The organism is Pseudomonas sp. MYb60 (assembly GCF_002979555.1).
GTDB lineage: Bacteria > Pseudomonadota > Gammaproteobacteria > Pseudomonadales > Pseudomonadaceae > Aquipseudomonas.
In genome coordinates this window covers 167,977-186,189 of sequence record NZ_PCOZ01000007.1, presented here as the reverse complement: position 1 = coordinate 186,189, position 18,213 = coordinate 167,977, and the positions used below count along the sequence as shown (strand labels likewise).

The 18,213-nt window shown below is 62.1% G+C and carries 18 protein-coding genes and 1 riboswitch; of the genes, 4 read left to right on the top strand and 14 right to left on the bottom strand.

The window, feature by feature from the left end; translation table 11 throughout:
* Window positions 1–31: 31 nt before the first annotated feature.
* The 11 genes from CQ041_RS14225 to CQ041_RS14175 form a co-directional block, all read right to left on the bottom strand.
* Complete coding sequence (locus CQ041_RS14225) at window positions 32–1,483, bottom strand: cobyric acid synthase (protein WP_105523093.1); 1,452 nt, start codon at window positions 1,481–1,483, stop codon at window positions 32–34.
* The gene (gene cobD / locus CQ041_RS14220) at window positions 1,480–2,469 is read right to left on the bottom strand and encodes a threonine-phosphate decarboxylase CobD (protein ID WP_105523092.1); all 990 of its coding nucleotides are present in this window, start codon (window positions 2,467–2,469) and stop codon (window positions 1,480–1,482) included. The genes CQ041_RS14225 and cobD overlap by 4 nt, the downstream gene beginning before the upstream one ends.
* Window positions 2,462–3,370 carry an adenosylcobinamide-phosphate synthase CbiB gene (gene cbiB / locus CQ041_RS14215; RefSeq protein ID WP_105523091.1) on the bottom strand — a complete coding sequence of 303 codons (909 nt, stop codon included), beginning with the start codon at window positions 3,368–3,370 and terminating at the stop codon, window positions 2,462–2,464. Before cbiB ends, cobD begins: the two co-directional genes overlap by 8 nt.
* Complete coding sequence (bluB, locus tag CQ041_RS14210; protein ID WP_105523090.1) at window positions 3,367–4,017, bottom strand: 5,6-dimethylbenzimidazole synthase; 651 nt, start codon at window positions 4,015–4,017, stop codon at window positions 3,367–3,369. The genes cbiB and bluB overlap by 4 nt, the downstream gene beginning before the upstream one ends.
* Complete coding sequence (locus CQ041_RS14205; RefSeq protein ID WP_105523089.1) at window positions 4,014–5,423, bottom strand: cobyrinate a,c-diamide synthase; 1,410 nt, start codon at window positions 5,421–5,423, stop codon at window positions 4,014–4,016. The genes bluB and CQ041_RS14205 overlap by 4 nt, the downstream gene beginning before the upstream one ends.
* Complete coding sequence (gene cobO, locus CQ041_RS14200) at window positions 5,420–6,031, bottom strand: cob(I)yrinic acid a,c-diamide adenosyltransferase (protein WP_105523088.1); 612 nt, start codon at window positions 6,029–6,031, stop codon at window positions 5,420–5,422. The genes CQ041_RS14205 and cobO overlap by 4 nt, the downstream gene beginning before the upstream one ends.
* A 78-nt stretch (window positions 6,032–6,109) precedes the next feature.
* A riboswitch (cobalamin riboswitch) is annotated at window positions 6,110–6,362 on the bottom strand.
* A gap of 115 nt (window positions 6,363–6,477) precedes the next feature.
* Entirely contained in the window at window positions 6,478–7,017 is a 540-nt protein-coding gene (locus CQ041_RS14195; RefSeq protein WP_105523087.1) for a C40 family peptidase, read from the bottom strand.
* 145 nt (window positions 7,018–7,162) lie between these two features.
* Complete coding sequence (locus tag CQ041_RS14190) at window positions 7,163–7,792, bottom strand: C40 family peptidase (protein ID WP_105523086.1); 630 nt, start codon at window positions 7,790–7,792, stop codon at window positions 7,163–7,165.
* A gap of 213 nt (window positions 7,793–8,005) precedes the next feature.
* Window positions 8,006–8,710 carry a DnaA regulatory inactivator Hda gene (gene hda, locus CQ041_RS14185; RefSeq protein WP_058422138.1) on the bottom strand — a complete coding sequence of 235 codons (705 nt, stop codon included), beginning with the start codon at window positions 8,708–8,710 and terminating at the stop codon, window positions 8,006–8,008.
* A 203-nt stretch (window positions 8,711–8,913) separates the two neighbouring features.
* Window positions 8,914–9,987 carry an AI-2E family transporter gene (locus tag CQ041_RS14180; RefSeq protein WP_105523085.1) on the bottom strand — a complete coding sequence of 358 codons (1,074 nt, stop codon included), beginning with the start codon at window positions 9,985–9,987 and terminating at the stop codon, window positions 8,914–8,916.
* Window positions 9,988–10,019: 32 nt separating this feature from the next.
* Entirely contained in the window at window positions 10,020–11,051 is a 1,032-nt protein-coding gene (locus CQ041_RS14175; RefSeq protein WP_105523084.1) for a DUF2066 domain-containing protein, read from the bottom strand.
* A gap of 355 nt (window positions 11,052–11,406) precedes the next feature.
* Here CQ041_RS14175 and purM point away from each other — a divergent pair, with 355 nt between their 5' ends.
* The 4 genes from purM (at window position 11,407) to CQ041_RS14155 (ending at window position 14,381) form a co-directional block, all read left to right on the top strand.
* Entirely contained in the window at window positions 11,407–12,465 is a 1,059-nt protein-coding gene (gene purM / locus CQ041_RS14170; RefSeq protein WP_105523083.1) for a phosphoribosylformylglycinamidine cyclo-ligase, read from the top strand.
* Window positions 12,465–13,115, top strand: coding sequence for a phosphoribosylglycinamide formyltransferase (gene purN / locus CQ041_RS14165; protein WP_105523082.1), 651 nt, complete (start codon window positions 12,465–12,467; stop codon window positions 13,113–13,115). The genes purM and purN overlap by 1 nt, the downstream gene beginning before the upstream one ends.
* An 8-nt stretch (window positions 13,116–13,123) precedes the next feature.
* Window positions 13,124–13,837, top strand: a complete 714-nt coding sequence (locus CQ041_RS14160; protein ID WP_105523081.1) for a DUF3108 domain-containing protein — start codon at window positions 13,124–13,126, stop codon at window positions 13,835–13,837.
* Window positions 13,838–14,192: 355 nt separating this feature from the next.
* Window positions 14,193–14,381 carry a hypothetical protein gene (locus CQ041_RS14155; RefSeq protein ID WP_010208657.1) on the top strand — a complete coding sequence of 63 codons (189 nt, stop codon included), beginning with the start codon at window positions 14,193–14,195 and terminating at the stop codon, window positions 14,379–14,381.
* Window positions 14,382–14,479: 98 nt separating this feature from the next.
* Here CQ041_RS14155 and CQ041_RS14150 read toward each other — a convergent pair whose 3' ends face one another.
* From CQ041_RS14150 to relA, 3 genes are all read right to left on the bottom strand, one after another.
* On the bottom strand, window positions 14,480–15,025 hold the full coding sequence (locus tag CQ041_RS14150; protein WP_105523080.1) for a DUF2058 domain-containing protein: 546 nt from the start codon (window positions 15,023–15,025) through the stop codon (window positions 14,480–14,482).
* A gap of 25 nt (window positions 15,026–15,050) precedes the next feature.
* Entirely contained in the window at window positions 15,051–15,884 is an 834-nt protein-coding gene (gene mazG / locus CQ041_RS14145) for a nucleoside triphosphate pyrophosphohydrolase (RefSeq protein WP_105523079.1), read from the bottom strand.
* Between the two features lie 78 nt (window positions 15,885–15,962).
* On the bottom strand, window positions 15,963–18,206 hold the full coding sequence (gene relA / locus CQ041_RS14140) for a GTP diphosphokinase (RefSeq protein WP_105523078.1): 2,244 nt from the start codon (window positions 18,204–18,206) through the stop codon (window positions 15,963–15,965).
* Window positions 18,207–18,213: the final 7 nt, after the last annotated feature.

Here is an 18,213-nt window from a genome sequence, read left to right as displayed (position 1 = left end):
GCGCTCCCACCTCGGGATCGCGTGAACATCGTCAAAGCCCGCATAGGTTACGCAGCAAATCGGTGTCGAGGTGATGTTCCACCAGGTCCGCCAAACGCTCGATGTCGCGCTCGCGCAGCGCGTGATAATCCACTGCCTGCACATCCTGCAACCCGGCCCAGCGCAGCAAGGCGCTGCATGCCGCCGGCGTTTCGAACAGGCCATGCAGGTATGTGCCGAGTATCTGCCCATCTGCACTCTGTGCTCCGTCGCTGCGGCCATCGTCCAGCACCACGGCGGCACGCGTCAGGGCATCGCCAGTGGTCACGCCCGCGTGGATCTCGTATCCACTCACTTCAGCGTCTTCGAGCCGCAAGCGCCCGCGCACATTGCGCAGTTGTTTCTCTTCTTCCAGCATGGTGCTGAAGGCCAGCAACCCCAAGCCATCGCTGGAGCCGGCAGGTCCTTCAAGGCCCAGCGGGTCATGCACTTGCTCGCCGAGCATCTGCAAACCACCGCAAATACCCAGCACCTTGCCGCCATAGCGCAGGTGCCTTGCCACCGCCGTGTCCCAGCCACTGGCACGCAGATACGCCAGGTCGCTGCGCACGCTCTTGGAGCCAGGAAGGATGATCAGGTCGGCGGCCGGAATTGCCTGGCCCGGGCCGACGAACTGCAGATCCACCTGGGGGTGCAGGCGCAACGGGTCGAAATCGGTGTGGTTGCTGATGCGCGGCAGCACCGGAACCACCACTTTGAGCACCTGCGCGGCTTTGTCGATCTGGCGCCTGTCGATGCCGTCCTCGGCCTCCAGGTGCAGGTCCATCACGTAGGGCAGCACGCCTACCACCGGTTTGCCGGTGCGCGCTTCCAGCCAGTCCAGGCCCGGTTGCAGCAGCGCGATATCGCCGCGAAAACGGTTGATGATGAAGCCTTTGACCCGCGCCTGCTCACTCGGCGAAAGCAGTTCGAGGGTACCGACCAGATGGGCGAACACGCCGCCTCGGTTGATATCGGCGATCAACAACACCGGGCAGTCCACCGCTTCGGCAAAGCCCATGTTCGCGATGTCATTGGCACGCAGGTTGATCTCTGCCGGCGAGCCGGCACCTTCCACCATCACCACCGGGTAGGTTTCGCTCAACCGCGCGTGAGAGGCCAGCACCGCTTGCATCGCAATGGCTTTGTAGTCGTGATACGCCACGGCGTTCATGCTGGTCACGGCGCGACCATGGATGATCACTTGGGAGCCCGTGTCGCTGTTGGGTTTGAGCAGCACCGGGTTCATGTCGGTGTGGGGCGCGAGGTGGGCGGCCTGCGCCTGCACCGCCTGGGCGCGACCGATCTCGCCGCCTTCGGCGGTCACGGCGCTGTTGAGGGCCATGTTCTGCGGCTTGAACGGCACCACGCCGACGCCCTGGCGGATCAGCCAGCGGCACAGCGCAGTCACCAGGGTACTTTTACCGGCGTCGGAGGTGGTGCCTTGCACCATCAGCGTACTCATGAAGCGTCCCTGTAGGCCGTCAGCGCTGCGTCGACACGCAGCCAGTCGGCTTCGGTATCGGGCAAGCCGAACCGCAGGCTGCTGTCGTGCACGAAGAGGCGCAACAGGATCCCGCGCTGGGCCATGAATTCGTGCATTCGCTCGGCGTGCGGCGTGATCAACCACTGGAACAATGCGCAGCCACCCTGAGGCTGGAACCCATGGTGCTGCAGCATGGCAAACAGGCGCTGGCCCGCCTCGATGCACCGCGCACGCTGGCGGGCCTGCCCTTCGGTGTCGCGCAGGCACACCTGGCCGAGGACACGCGTCGGCCCGCTGACGGCCCACGGCCCGACCTGCTCGGCGAGCAGCTTGAGCAGTTTGCGTTCGGCCAATACAAAGCCCAGGCGTACACCGGCCAGGCCAAAGAATTTGCCGAACGAACGCAGCACGATCAAGCCGACCTGATGAGCGTGGCTCGCCAAGCTCAATTGCGGGGTCACGTCCATGAAGGCCTCGTCCACCACCAGCCAGCCACCGCGCTGGGCCAGGCGCGTGTGCCAGTCCAGCAGGCGCTGCGGGGTCAGGCTCAACCCCGTAGGGTTGTTCGGATTGACCACCACCAACACGTCGAGGCTGTCGAGGAAGAAATCCACTTCCTGTTCCTGCACTTCACGCACCACGTAACCGGCGCGGCGCCAGGCTTCGGCGTGTTCGGCATAGCACGGCGACAATACGCCGACCTTGCCAGCACGGCGCAGGCGCGGCAGCAACTGGATCGCGGCCTGGGAACCCGCTACCGGCAGCAGGTGCGCGGCGCCGTAGTACTCGCTGGCGGCCTGCTCCAGGCCGTCGTCGGTTTCCGGCAGACGCGCCCAGGCCTGCAGCGGGATCTGCGGGATGGGCCAGGGCCACGGCGCGAGGCCACTGGACAGGTCCAGCCAGTCTGGCGCCGGGATGCCGTATTGAATTGCCGCCTTGCGCAGACGGCCTCCGTGTTCAAGCATAGAATTGCGCCCCCGCGCACAGGATCAGCAGCCACAACCATACGCCGCGCTGCACCAGTTGCCAGCCCCGATCGATGGAATCCGCATCGGCTTCCGGGCCTTCGCCCAATGGCGGGCGCTGGTGCACTTCGCCGTGATAGATCGCCGCGCCGCCGAGCGCCACACCCAGCGCGCCTGCGCCAGCAGCCATCACCGGGCCGGCGTTGGGACTGTCCCAGGTCGGCCCCTGGGTGCGCCAGCATTTGAACGCCAGACGCGTCTTGCCCAGTAGCGCATAGGTCAACGCCACCAGGCGGGCAGGTATGTAGTTCAACACGTCGTCGATTTTTGCCGCCGCCCAGCCGAAACGCTCGAAGCGTTCGTTGCGATAGCCCCACATCGCGTCGAGGGTATTGCTCAGGCGATAGAGCACGACGCCTGGTACACCGGCAACCACAAACCAGAATATCGCGGCGAATACCGCATCGCTGCCGTTCTCCAGTACCGATTCGGTGGCGGCACGGGCGACTTCGGTATTGTCCAGCTCGCTGGTCTGGCGGCTCACCAGGTAACTCACGCGTTTACGCGCTTCGTCGAGGTCATCGCTGCGCAGGGCCTGGGCCACCGGGATTACGTGCTCGCCGAGGCTGCGCATGCCGAGGGCGCAGTACAACGCCAGGATCTCCAGGACCCAACCGATATACGGCGCCCACGACAAGGCCGTGGCCAGCAGGGTCAGCGGCACCACGGCGATAAACCAGGCGGTCACCCCGTGGCTGCGCCAACCGCGACCGCCGGTGTTGAAGCGTTGCTCGATGCGCCCGGCGAAATTGCCGAACGCCACCAGCGGATGCCAGCGCCTGGGCTCGCCCAGCAGCGCATCCAGCGCCACGGCGGCGACACACAGCAAGGCCACACTCATTGACTCACTCCCCACCCATTCTCATACAGCATGTCACTCAGCGGCCGTGGTTCGGTCCAGCCTTCGAGTTGCAACATCGGTGCCGGATAGAACTCAGCCACCGGCCCCAGGCACAACACGGCCAGGGGCTTGGCGCCAGGCGGTAAACCCAGCAGGTCGGCCAGGGCCTGGGGCTCGAACAGCGAGACCCAACCCATCCCGAGCCCTTCGACGCGCGCCGCCAGCCACAGGTTCTGGATCGCACAGGACAACGACGCCATGTCCATTTCCGGCAAGGTGCGACGGCCGAAGATGTGCCGTTCACGATCATCCATCAGCGCGGCCACCAGTACTTCGGCGCAATCGTGAATGCCTTCGACCTTGAGTTTCATGAATTCGTCGGAGCGTTCGCCCAACGCCTCGGCGGTGCGTATGCGCTCCTCCTCCACCAACTGCTGGATCTGCCCGCGCAGTGCGCGGTCGCTGATGCGGATGAAGCGCCAAGGCTGCATCAAGCCAACACTCGGTGCCTGATGGGCCGCCTGCAGCAGACGATGCAGCAACTCGGGGGCCACTGTGCCGCCGCTGAAGTGGCGCATGTCTCGGCGTTCGGCGATGGCGCGGTAGACGGCTTGGCGGTCGGCCTCGGGGAAGGCGTTGTCAGTCATGGCCTCATCGCGGGCAAGCCCGCTCCCAGATTGGATTGGAGGCATCCATCAGTATGAGGTTCGACTCGATCCCCCGTGGCAGCGGGCTTGCCCGCGAAAGCGGCCGCAAGGTCTGGCGCGAACAGTGCAGCCACCGCCGATGGATTCGATGGAAAGTAAAAGTGCACGTAGGAAGCGGTCATCCGCCCCTGTCGATAAACCGCCTCCGCGCCGCGCCCGCCATTGGGGCTCACGCCACGGGCAATCGGCTCACAGTCGGTGCTGGTCAGGGAATGGTGATAGGTATGGCCACGCAACGTGCCTTCAGGCAGGTCGACGTTTTGCAGGGCCAGGGCCGCGAGCTTCTTCTGCATCACCGCATCGCCCTGCAACAGGCCGAGCAGTTCGGCGCGGGTGCCGTCGACATCGGTGAGCGAGTCCAGCAGATACAGCATGCCGCCACATTCGGCCAGCAGCGGTTTACCCGCCGCGTGGTGTGAGCGGATCGCATCGAGCATCGGGGTATTTTCCGACAGCGCCTGGTGGTGCAGTTCCGGATAACCGCCGGGCAGGTAGAGGCTGTCGGCGTCGGGCAATAGGCGATCATGGATCGGCGAAAAGAAGCACAACTCAGCGCCCATCGCCCGCAGCAGGTCAAGGCTGGCGCCATAGGTGAAGGCGAACGCTTCGTCACGGGCCACGGCGATCCGCACACCTTTGAGCAAGGGTTCGGCTTCAATGATGTGCGGCGCGGCGAACGTCACCGGCGGCGGCAAGGCCACTTCGCAACTGCTGCCCAAGGCTTGGGCGGCTGCGTCGAGGCGCACGTCGAGGTCATTCAGCTCGCTGGCTTGCACCAGGCCCAAATGGCGGCTGGGCAGTTCGATCCCGGTTTCGCGGGAGAGCGCGCCGTACCAGCGCAGGCCTTCAGTCAAGCTGCCTTCGAGCAATTGCGCGTGACGCAGGGTGCCAACGCGATTGGCCAGCACGCCAGCGAACGGCAAATCTGGCTGGTAACGCGCCAGGCCCAAGGCCAGCGCGCCGAAGGTCTGGGCCATGGCGGTGCCGTCGATCACGCCCAGCACCGGCACACCGAAGTGCCGCGCCAGGTCGGCGCTGGACGGCGTGCCGTCAAACAGGCCCATCACGCCTTCGATCAGGATCAGGTCGGCCTCCCCGGCGGCTTCCCACAACAGGCGGCGACTTTCCTGCTCGCCCACCATCCACATGTCCAGTTGATACACCGGCGCACCGCTGGCGCGCTCGTGAATCATCGGGTCGAGAAAGTCCGGCCCGCATTTGAACACGCGCACCTTGCGCCCCAGGTTGCGGTGCAAACGGGCGAGCGCAGCGGTGACGGTGGTTTTGCCTTGGCCGGACGCCGGTGCGGCGATCAGTACGGCCGGGCAATGACGGGGCTGATTCAAAGTTCGACGCCCTTCTGTGCCTTGATACCGGCCTGGAACGCGTGCTTGAGCATGCCCATTTCGGTGACGGTGTCGCCCATCTCGATCAGCTCGGGCTTGGCGCCACGGCCAGTGACCACGACGTGCTGCATCAGCGGACGGGCTTGCAGGTCGCTGAGCACCGCGTCCAGGTCGAGGTAGCCGTGCTTGAGGGCAATGTTCAGCTCATCGAGGACGACCAGGCCGATGGAAGGGTCTTGCAGCAGTTCGCGGGAAACCGCCCAGGCGGCTTCGGCGGCAGCGATGTCGCGCTGACGGTCCTGGGTTTCCCAGGTGAAGCCCTCGCCCATCACGTGGAAGCGCACTTGCTCGGGGAAACGGCGGAAGAACAACTCTTCGCCCGTGCTGTTACGCCCCTTGATGAACTGCACCACGCCGCACTGCATGCCATGGCCCATGGCGCGCGCGAGCATGCCGAACGCCGAGCTGCTCTTGCCTTTGCCGTTGCCGGTCAACACCAGCAGCAAACCGCATTCGTTGGGAGAATTGGCGATACGCTCGTCGATCACGGCTTTTTTGCGCAACATCCGCGCCAGGTGGCGTTCGTCGCGTTCAGGGGAATCGGTCATGGCAGCTCTCCGTTGGGGCTGGACAAAAACGGCGGGCAGGAAAAGACAAAAACAGACAGCCAAGCATCGCCCACCGTGATGCTGTTGGATGTCACAGGCCGGTCTCCGGGCTCATGAGTGGCGCTCTCTACTCTAGAAAGCAAGCCAACGCTGCGCCTTCCCATATCGCTTGGCGATACAGTGGCACACAGCAGCGTCTTGACTCATTTACCGTTGCGGGGGCAGCGCCGGGATCGCGGCAGCACTGTGTACAAGTGCGCTCACTCACCGGCTTCCCTGTTTCACTCGGTCGACCCACGGGTCACAGAGCACCCGGAACAAGCGGCGAAGGGTAGTGGGTTGGGGGGAGAGCGTCAATTAAAGCCGCTGCCGCACTTGCCCAAAGACCACCCCAAAATGAATATGGGAGGGGGCTGGCCCCCTCCCACATTGGGATCTGTGTTTAATTAAGGATTGCGCGCCAGATTCCCCGGCAACACGCGCTTGGCACTCAAGTATGCATTCTGCCAATAAGCCTTGGACAAGGTGTCCAGCTTCACCGTGCCACCGGTTTGCGGCGCGTGCACAAAACGGCCCTCGCCCACGTAGATGCCGGCGTGACTCACCTGCGAACCTCCGCCCGTGGCGAAGAACAGCAAGTCGCCGGTTTGCAGGTTCTGCTCGCTGACATCCTGCGCACGCATCACGATCAGCTCGCGGGTGGTGCGCGGCAGGGCAATGCCGGCAGCGTCGCGAAAGACAAAGCCGATCAGGCCACTGCAATCAAACCCCGAGTCGGGGGTGTTGCCGCCCCAGCGATAAGGCGTGCCGACCAGGCCCAAGGCGCGAAACAGCACATCTTCGGCCGCCGGCGAGAAATTCTGGGTGGAGTAGTTGAACACCGGCTTGGGCTTGACCGCTACGGGCGCGGGCGGCGGTGGACGGCTTGCGCAGGCGCTGAGAAGCGCGGCGCAAACAAGAAGAATCAGGCGGGCTGAGGTCGACATGTGCAGAACAATCCTGGTCTGGATGCGGCTTTTCGCTGCCGAACGCTGAAAACCAGAACGCGCAAGCATGGCTCGCGCGAACGGAATACAACAATGTCCAGGGATTCTAGCGCTTACACGTCAAACTTCAAGTATCACTTTAAGTTTACTTGCTGGCGGTAACCGTGGTCGGGGCCATCGCCAGTGCGCGCTTGGCTTCGATGAAGGTTTTGCTCCAGTAGCTGTCGCCCAGGTTATCGACGCGGACACCGCCACTGCGACGGCTGCTGGAGTGGATAAACTGGTTATCGCCCAGATAGATACCGGCGTGGCTGACACGACCGCGACCATTGGTACTGAAGAAAAGCAGATCACCGGGCTTGAGGTTGTTGCGCGCGACCAACGGTGCATTCACGTTGATCATTTCGCGAGTGGAACGTGGCAGGTTCATGCCCGCCTCTTCGCGAAACAGGTAGCCGATGAAACCGCTGCAGTCGAAACCGGCTTCAGAGGTGCCGCCAAAACGGTAACGGGTACCGATCAGGGACATGCCGCGCTCAAGGATGCTGTCGGCCAGAACGGGAAGCTGATAAGGCTTGCTGCCGGAAAAGTCGGCCAGTTCTTTTTCTGTCGCCAGCTCTTCTTCATAAACAGAAGCAGACTGCGCAGCGACGAATTTTGCCTGGGACTGTTGTTGAGGTTTTTGCTGCTCAACCACCTGTTGAGGGTGGGAGGCGCAACCAAACAACAGGGTAACGAGTGCGAGGGGCACGAGGGGTGCGAAGCGATTTAGCATGGGCACGACCGTGGCGGGTATGTAAAGAAGTCGAGACTATGCCCACTATCGGATCGATTTGCAAATTCAATCGCGGTCTATGTGACTTCTTGTTTGGACTATGACATCTAAGCCCTTAACACCCTTTACCTGCCTTTTGCGTGGCCAAAACAGCCATAACGCGGGTTTTCTGGCGCCTGAAATATGCCGAAAGCCTTGAAAACAGAGGCCTGGCTACCAGCCGAGGGTTTCCTTGAGGAAGGGGATTGTCAGCTTGCGCTGCGCCTGCAAGGAGGCCTGATCGAGCTGCTCGAGCAAATCGAACAACGCGCTCATGCTGCGTGTACCACGGGTGAGAATGAAGTGCCCGACCTCGTCGGTGAGGTGCAGGCCGCGACGGGACGCGCGAAGTTGCAGGGCGCGCAGCTTGTCTTCGTCGGAGAGCGGGCGCATCTGGAAGATCAGCGCCAGGGTCAGGCGCGACTTGAGGTCCGCCAGCTTGACCGGCAGCTCGCGTGGCGAGGTGGACGCAGCAATCAACAAGCGTCGGCCACTGTCACGCAGGCGGTTGAACAGGTGAAACAGCGCCTCTTCCCACTCCGCCTTGCCGGCAATCGCTTGCAAGTCATCCAGGCAGACCAGTTCGTATTGCTCAAGGTGGTCGAAGATGCCGATACCGCGATCCATCAACTCAGCCAACGGCAGGTAAACCGCCGGCTCGCCCATCTGCTCGAAACGCAGGCACGCGGCCTGCAGCAGGTGTGTGCGCCCTACCCCGTGCTTACCCCACAGGTAGATCAGGCTTTCGGTCCAGCCGGCGTCGGCTTCGCAAAGCCGCTCGACATAGCCGAGTGCAGCGGCATTGGCGCCTGGGTAGTAGTTGATAAAGGTGGCGTCGTCACGCAGACGCACACCCAAGGGCAGCTGAATCGGTTTCATGCTGACTGAACGGCTCCAAACGAACCGCTAGTGGCCTCTGTGAAAAGTTTGCAAAGTTTATACCCGTGACGCCGGGCGCACAATGCAGCAGACCACAAGCAAAATCAAAGGTTTGCGTTAACTTGCCGGTTTTGCGCGGATTGTTTGACGCAGCCCCTCCAGAAACAACAAACCCGGCCATGGCCGGGTTTGTGACACCAGGGTTACAGGTCCGGGTCTTCAACCCCCGTGTACACGTCCGAATCCTTGTACAGGTCGTGCACGTGACGCACCAGCACCATGATCACTGCCGCCACCGGCAAGGCCAGCAAGATGCCAGTAAAGCCGAACAACTCACCGCCCGCCAGGATCGCGAAGATCACCGCCACCGGGTGCAGGCCAATCCGGTCACCCACGAGCAACGGCGTCAGCACCATGCCCTCCAGGGCCTGACCAACCATGAACACGGCAACAATCCCCAGCATCGGGTAAAGGTCGCCGCCGAACTGAAACAGCCCCGCCACCAGCGCCGCGCCGATACCGATCACAAAGCCCATGTACGGCACGATGGCCGCCAGGCCGGCGATCAGGCCGATCAACAGGCCCAGCTCCAGGCCAATCGCCATCAGTCCGGCGGCGTAGATGATGCCCAGCGCCAGCATCACCAGCAACTGACCGCGCACGAACGCACCCAGCACCTCGTGGCACTCTTCAGCCAGCGACACAATGCGCTCCTCGCGATCGCGCGGCAGCAGGCTGCGGATCTTGGCCATCATGATGTCCCAGTCGCGCAGCAGGTAGAACGCCACCACCGGGATCAGCACGAGGTTGGTCAGCCAGCCGATCAGCGCCAGGCTCGACGCCGTCGCCTGGCTCAGCACCACGCCGACGATGTCGGTGGTCTGGCCCATGTGCTCACTGATGGCCGCCTTGACCTTGTCGAACTTCCAGAACCCCTCCGACAACCCCAGCTTGGCCTGGGCCCACGGCATCGCCGTGTGCTGCAGCCAGTCGAGCATCTGCGGCGCCAGCTCATACAGGCGGAACAACTGCTTGGCCAACATCGGCACCAACACCAGCACCAGCGCCGTGATGATCAATGTGAACAAGGCGAACACCGCCACCACACCCCAGGTACGCGACAGGCCAAGCTTCTCCAGACGATCCACGACCGGATCGAACAGATAAGCCAACAGCAACGCGACCAGGAACGGCGTCAGGATCGAATGCAGCAGGAACACAAAACCGCACAGCAGGACAATCCCGCCAATCCACACCCAACGACGCGTATCCGCCATAAACCACTCCGTCTCTATATAAGGAAGAACATTTACCAACTGAACCGCAGTTGCGCCTGAGGCTCAGGTGCGGCGTCAGGCTGTGCACCTTCCACCACCACCGGCGATTCACCCGCCGGCACCTCCTGCAGCTTGGCCAGGCTCAACTGGGTACGTAACTGATCGGCACTGCCGTGCACGCGATACAGAATCCGGCTGCCATCGACCCGCAAGGGTTGGCCACCAAAAGGCTCGAGCAAACGCCCCAGTGCGGCATAGCGCTCAAGGGTCATGCCTTGCACTTCCAACAATTGTTCGGTGCTCACGCCCGGTTTGACCGCAAAACGCGGTGCGAGCTTCTGGCTGACGGCCAGCATCACGGCATCGGCCACCGCGCCCGTATCAGCGCCCTGGACGGTGCCCTGATCGCTCTTGTCACCCAACCACAAGCGCCACTTGGCCTGCCATTGGCTGCCTTCCTGACGCGCATGCACGGCCAGCAACGCATCGGCACCATAACGCTCGGATGCAGCACGCAGCGGTGTGGCGTCGGCACTTTCCAGGTTCGGTGCGGTGGCAACCACCTGCTCTTCCAAATCCCCCAGCGGCAGGCGCAGCGGCAAACCCCGGTGTTGTGCGGCACGGCGCAGCGCTTGAGCGACCGACTGCCCATCGCCCACCAGGCTGCTGCCTTCAGTGGAGTCGTTCAACCACCAGCCGAGAATCGACGGCCGATTGCTGCCCCAGATCGACAGGCCCGCGTCACGCAGGGCACGGTCGGCACTCACCGGGTCGAAATCCACTTGCAGGCTTTCGGGCGGGCCAGCGTCGTAACCGTACTGGCTGATGATCTGCTGCGGGTCCTTGCGTATCGCGGCCAGGCCCGGACCGTCTGCGGCCTTGGCGTCGCCGGTCAGGCGAATCACCAGCGTCTGCACCGCCCGCTGGGTGGCCTGGTCACGCTCCTGCGGCGACTGACTGCTCACAGGCTCAAGCACTTGATAGAGGCCATTGAGGGTTTCGGCATGACTCGCCAGGCTGACCAATGACAAACAGCCTACAAAAAAGACATTACACAGACGCATGAAAGATTCCCGAACGACAAATTTAGCGGCTGGAACAGACCACGTGAACTTGGTTTGCCAGGGCTGTGACCACAGGCACCGGTAAAACATTCACAGGGTATTGGTAAGTTTTCCTACTGTCATAACGACAGCTTTATAAAGGCTATACCTTAATACGCGCCAAGGCGGCGCTCCTTGGCATTTTTTTAACCGGCTTTTTTTGGCCTATATGGCCCTGCCCGTCGGCCCGAGGATGGCCGCTGCCCCTCAAGCCTGATAAAATCGCGCGCCTTCGCAGACCGTCAACGGCTGGGTCTTTACAAAAGCCCCTGCCAACTCGGTCGTTACCCCTGAATCCCCCCTAAAGGCCTGGATCATGAGCAAGCAACCCTCCCTGAGCTACAAGGACGCCGGTGTAGACATCGACGCCGGTGAAGCATTGGTCGAACGCATCAAGAGCGTCGCCAAGCGCACTGCGCGCCCCGAAGTCATGGGCGGCCTGGGCGGTTTCGGCGCCCTCTGCGAGATCCCGGCCGGCTACAAGCAGCCCGTGCTGGTCTCCGGCACCGACGGCGTGGGCACCAAGCTGCGCCTGGCACTGAACCTGAACAAGCACGACAGCATCGGCATCGACCTGGTCGCCATGTGCGTCAATGACCTGGTGGTGTGCGGCGCCGAGCCGTTGTTCTTCCTCGACTACTACGCCACCGGCAAGCTGAACGTGGACACCGCTGCACAAGTGGTGACCGGTATCGGCGCTGGCTGCGAACTGTCGGGTTGCTCCCTGGTCGGCGGCGAAACCGCTGAAATGCCAGGCATGTACGAAGGCGAAGACTACGACCTGGCCGGTTTCTGCGTCGGCGTTGTGGAAAAAGCCGAAATCATCGACGGCTCCAAGGTGGCTGCCGGTGACGCCCTGCTGGCCCTGCCGTCTTCCGGCCCGCACTCCAACGGCTACTCGCTGATCCGCAAGATCATCGAAGTGTCGGGTGCCGACATCGAGAACACCCAGCTCGACGGCAAGCCGCTGACCGACCTGCTGATGGCCCCGACCCGCATCTACGTCAAGCCACTGCTCAAGCTGATCAAGGACACTGGCGCAGTCAAGGCCATGGCCCACATCACCGGCGGCGGCCTGCTGGACAACATCCCGCGCGTCCTGCCAAAAGGCGCCCAGGCCATTGTCGACGTGGCCAGCTGGCAGCGTCCTGCAGTCTTCGACTGGCTGCAAGAGAAAGGCAACGTTGACGAAACCGAGATGCACCGCGTCCTCAACTGCGGCGTCGGCATGGTCATCTGCGTGGCTCAAGAGCACGTCGAAACCGCGCTGAACGTCCTGCGTGAAGCCGGCGAGCAGCCTTGGGTCATCGGCCAGATCGCCACGGCCGCCGAAGGCGCAGCCCAGGTTGAACTGAAGAACCTCAAGGCTCATTGATGTCCCAGACCTGTGATGTCGTGGTGCTGCTCTCCGGCACTGGCAGTAACTTACAGGCCCTGATCGACAGCACGCGCACCGGCGACAGCCCGGTGCGCATCGCTGCGGTGATCTCCAACCGCAGCGACGCCTACGGCCTGCAACGCGCCAGGGATGCGGGTATCGAAACCCGCACCCTGGATCACAAGGCTTTCGACGGTCGCGAGGCCTTCGACAGCGCCCTCGTCGAGCTGATCGACGCCTTCACCCCCAAACTGGTGGTCCTGGCTGGCTTCATGCGCATTCTCAGCGCTGAATTCGTCCGGCATTACCAAGGGCGCCTGCTGAATATCCACCCTTCCCTGCTGCCCAAATACAAAGGGTTACACACGCACCAGCGGGCGCTTGACGCCGGTGACAGTGAGCATGGCTGCAGCGTGCACTTCGTGACCGAGGAACTCGATGGCGGACCTCTGGTCGTACAGGCAGTGGTTCCGGTAGAGTCTGGCGACTCGGCGCAGAGCCTTGCGCAACGGGTTCACACCCAGGAACACAGGATTTACCCGCTGGCGGTACGCTGGTTTGCCGAGGGGCGGTTGATTCTTGGTGACCAGGGTGCATTATTGGACGGTCAGTTACTTGCGGCCAGCGGCCACTTGATTCGAACCTAGGAGATTTTATGCGTCGCGCCCTGCTCTTCGCTTTCGCGCTGTTTGCCTTGCCTGCCGTGCAAGCGGCAGACCTTCACCCTTTCTCCGCCAGCTACACCGCCGACTGGAAACAGTTGCCCATGAGTGGTTCGGCAGAACGCAGCCTGACCAAGAACGGCGACGGCACCTGGACCTTGAATTTCAAGGCGTCCATGATGATCGCCAGCCTGACCGAAACCAGCGTGATCCTGTTTGACAAGGACACTCTGCAGCCCAAGAGCTACACCTTCGAGCGCGGCGGCCTGGGCAAGGCCAAGAAGATCAACCTGGACTTCGACCAGGCGGCCAAGAAGGTCACCGGCTTTGAGAACAAGGACCCGGTCAACGTCACCCTCGAAAGTGGCATGCTCGACAAGTCGACCTACCAACTCGCCCTGCAGCGCGACGTGGCCGCCGGCAAGAAAAGCATGAGCTACCGCGTGGCGGAAGGTACCGACGTCGATACCTACGATTTCCGCGTGATCGGCCCGGAAAAGGTCCAGACCAAGGTCGGCTCCATCGACGCGATCAAGGTCGAGCGTGTACGCGACCCGTCGCAAAGCAAGCGCATCACCCAGATGTGGTTTGCCAAGGACCAGGGCGGCATCCTGGTTGCCCTGCGCCAGGTCGAAACTGACGGCAAGGAATACAACATCATGCTGCAAGACGGTACGGTTGACGGCAAGGCTGTCAAAGGTAGCTGATGCGCGGGTGAGTCAAAAAAGGAGCCCCGCTGAATGCGGGGCTTTTTTTCGCCTGCCGGTTTTGATGTGAAGTGCGTACCGCTATCAGGGGCAAGCCCCTTCCCACATTTGGAATGCATTTCCCTATGGGAGCTGGCTTGCCTGCGATGGCGATCGTGGACTCACAACATGAAACTTTTGTCATAAAACTGCAGCCCACACACCACAAACCCCCAATTCTCAAGGCCTGCAGCACTGTTGCAGTTACCGTAAATATTTGTTGCGCGAAAAGTCGGTTTACTTAGCAAGCTAACAAATAATATAACAAAGGCCTGCGACGACTTGCCGCAGACCTACCAGAGATTGGAGCAAGCAGATGACTGTAAAAGTAACTGAACGCGACGACGAACATATGTCCCACGAAGCCCTGGGCCATGGGATTCATATCTGGGATGTACACCAACAAGACCTGTTGGTCGGCATGTTTCACAACGAGAGCGACGCTCATAATTATAAAAACGAGCTCGAAGCCCTAGAGATGAGACGCCAGGCGCAAGGCTCCTGAGACGCTGAAATTCTGCAGGCGTCCAGCCCCACACAGCAGTTGGATGGCCTGCACACAAAAACCCCGCCTTTTGAGCGGGGTTTGTTGTTTCTACAGCCTTACCACATGAGATCATCCGGGATCTGGTAGGCGGCGTACGGATCATCCTCATCCGGCACCTGGCTTTCCGTCAGGATATTGAGCTGCACGATACGCTCGGGGGCACGCTCCTGGATCTTCAGCGCCGCTTCACGCGGGATCACTTCATAACCGCCGCCATGGTGCACGATGGCCAGGGAGCCATTGCTCAGCTTGTTGCGCATCAGCGTGTTGACCGACAGGCGCTTGACCTTCTTGTCATCCACGAAGTTGTAGTAATCCTCAGTGGTCAGCTTGGGCAGGCGCGAGGTCTCGATCAATTGCTTGACCTGGGCCGTGCGGGCCTTGGCCTCGACTTTCTCCTGCTGCTGGCGGTTCAGCTCCTGGTCGCGCTTGACCTTCTCGGCCTTCGCTTCGGCAGCCAGGCGCGCCTGGGTGTCGTCAGCCTCGATCTGGCCCTTGTGGACCAGGCGCTGCTGCTTCTGTTTCTCTTTGCCGACCTGCTTGGCCTGCTTTTGATTGACCAGGCCTGCTTTAAGCAACTGGTCGCGAAGGGAAATGCTCATGGTGCTTACTCACTTAGGCAGCCGCTCAACCGCAGCTGGACACATTCTTTTCCTGACGCTTGGCTTCGCCCCACAGAGCGTCCAAGGTTTCGAGGGTGCAATCTTCTATGGGTTGGTGCGTGTCGCGCAATGCCTGTTCGATAAATCGGAAACGTCGTTCGAACTTGGCATTGGCGCCGCGCAGCGCAGATTCCGGGTCAACCTTGAGGTGCCGGGCCAGGTTGACCGCGGCAAACAGCAGGTCCCCGACCTCATCGGCGATGGCGACTGAATCGTTGTCGGCCATGGCTTCAAGCACTTCATCCAGCTCTTCGCGCACGTTGTCCACCACCGGCAAGGCAGACGGCCAGTCGAAACCGACCTGGCTGGCACGCTTTTGCAACTTGGCAGCACGGGACAGGGACGGCAGCGCGGTGGGTACGTCATCGAGCAGGGACAATTGCTCCGGCGCGTCGGACTTTTCCGCGCGCTCCTCGGCCTTGATCTGCTCCCAGCGTTCCTTGACCTGTTCTTCGCTCAACTGTGGGGTATCCAGCGGCGCGTACAGATCGCCAGTGGAAAACACATGGGGATGGCGACGAATCAGCTTGCGCGTGATGCTGTCGATCACGCCGGCGAACTCGAAACGCCCCTCTTCCCGAGCCAACTGGCTGTAATACACCACTTGGAACAACAGGTCGCCCAACTCGCCTTGCAGGTGATCGAAGTCGCCACGCTCGATGGCGTCGGCGACTTCGTAGGCTTCTTCGAGGGTGTGCGGCACGATGGTGGCGTAGGTTTGCTTGATGTCCCACGGACAACCGTATTGCGGGTCACGCAGACGGTTCATCAGGTGTAGCAGGTCGTCTAGTGAATACATCATTGTGTTTCCAATCAGGTGTGAGCACCGCCAATCAACGGTGGGAGGGGACTTGCCCCTCCCACCGTTTTGATCGCATCAAGGGGTACGGTTACGCCGCGTCTCAATGATGTTCGGCAACTGCGAAATGCGTCCCAGTAACCGCCCCAGCGCGTCCAGCCCCGGAATCTCGATGGTCAGGGACATCAACGCGGTGTTGTCCTCTTTGTTCGAGCGGGTGTTGACCGCCAGCACGTTGATCCGCTCATTGAGCAGCACCTGCGACACGTCCCGCAGCAAGCCGGAACGGTCGTAGGCACGAATGACGATGTCCACCGGGTAGGTGAGCACCGGCACCGGGCCCCAACTGACCTGGATGATCCGCTCCGGCTCGCGCCCGCCCAGTTGCAGCACCGAGGCGCAGTCCTGGCGGTGAATGCTCACCCCACGGCCCTGGGTGATGTAGCCGACGATGGCGTCGCCCGGCAATGGCTGGCAGCAGCCGGCCATTTGCGTCATCAGGTTGCCCACGCCCTGGATCTGGATATCGCCGCGCTTGCCAGGCTTGTAGCCCGTGGCCTTGCGCGGGATCAGTTCCAGCTGTTCGCTGCCGCGCTCCGGCTCGACCAGTTGCTGCGCCAGGTTGACCAACTGCGCCAAGCGCAAGTCGCCCGCACCCAGTGCCGCGAACATGTCTTCGGCGATCTTCATGTTGGCCTTTTCGGCCAGTTTGTCGAAGTCCACCTGCGGCAGGCCCAGGCGCGCGAGTTCGCGTTCGAGCAGGGTCTTGCCGGCGGCGACGTTCTGGTCCCGTGCCTGCAACTTGAACCAGTGGACGATCTTCGCCCGCGCCCGCGACGTGGTGATGTAGCCCAGGTTCGGGTTCAGCCAGTCGCGGCTCGGCGTGCCATGTTTGCTGGTAATGATCTCGACCTGCTCACCGGTTTGCAGGCTGTAGTTGAGCGGCACAATGCGCCCGTTGATCTTGGCGCCCCGGCAGTTGTGACCGATCTCGGTGTGCACGCGGTAGGCAAAATCCAGCGGTGTCGCGCCCTTGGGCAAGTCGATCGCGTGACCGTCCGGGGTGAAGATGTATACGCGGTCCGGCTCGATATCCACACGCAGCTGTTCGGCCAGGCCGCCGATGTCGCCGAGTTCTTCGTGCCATTCCAGCACTTGGCGCAGCCAGGAGATTTTCTCTTCGTACTGGCTGGACCCGGCCTTGACGTCGGTGCCCTTGTAGCGCCAGTGCGCGCACACGCCCAGCTCCGCCTCTTCATGCATGGCATGGGTGCGGATCTGCACTTCCAGCACCTTGCCTTCGGGGCCGATCACGGCGGTATGCAGCGAGCGGTAGCCGTTTTCCTTGGGGTTGGCGATGTAGTCGTCGAACTCTTTGGGAATGTGTCGCCACAAGGTATGGACGATGCCCAGCGCGGTGTAGCAGTCGCGCATCTCCGGCACCAGCACGCGCACGGCACGCACGTCGTAGATCTGGCTGAACGCCAGGCCCTTGCGCTGCATTTTGCGCCAGATGGAATAGATGTGTTTGGCGCGGCCACTGATGTCGGCCTCGACGCCGGTGGCTTGCAGCTCGGAGCGCAGTTGGTTCATCACGTCGGTGATGAAGCGCTCGCGGTCGAGCCGCCGCTCGTGCAGCAGGGTGGCAATCTGTTTGTATTGATCGGGTTCAAGGTAGCGGAAGGACAAATCCTCCAGCTCCCACTTGATATGGCCGATGCCCAGGCGGTGCGCCAGTGGCGCGTAGATATCGAAGACCTCACGGGCAACACGGTTGCGCTTCTCGTCGTCGGCGGTCTTTACCGCACGGATCGCGCAGGTGCGCTCGGCCAGCTTGATCAGGGCGACACGGACGTCGTCGACCATCGCCACCAGCATCTTGCGCAGGTTTTCCACCTGGCCCTGGGTGCCCAGCACCATCGACTGGCGCGGGCTGAGGCTGGCGCTGATGGCGGCCATGCGCAGCACGCCGTCGATCAACTTGGCCACCACGGCGCCGAAACGCTGGCTGACGGTAGGCAACGGGATATGCCCTTCACGCACGCCGCGATAGAGCACGGCGGCGATCAGCGAATCCTGGTCCAGCTTGAGATCGGCGAGGATCTCGGCGATCTCCAACCCGGTGCGGAAGCTGGAAGTGCCTTCGGCCCACAGGTTCTTGGAAGCATTATCTTGCTGCTCAGACTCACGAGCGAACTCGCAGGCCGCTTTCAAGGCTTCACGATCGAGTGCCGGGTCGACACTGATGGCATGATCCAGCCATGCCTCGAGATTGATACTGCCGTCGGTGTTGATCGGCTGGTGTGCTCTCACCTGTACCATCTTGCTT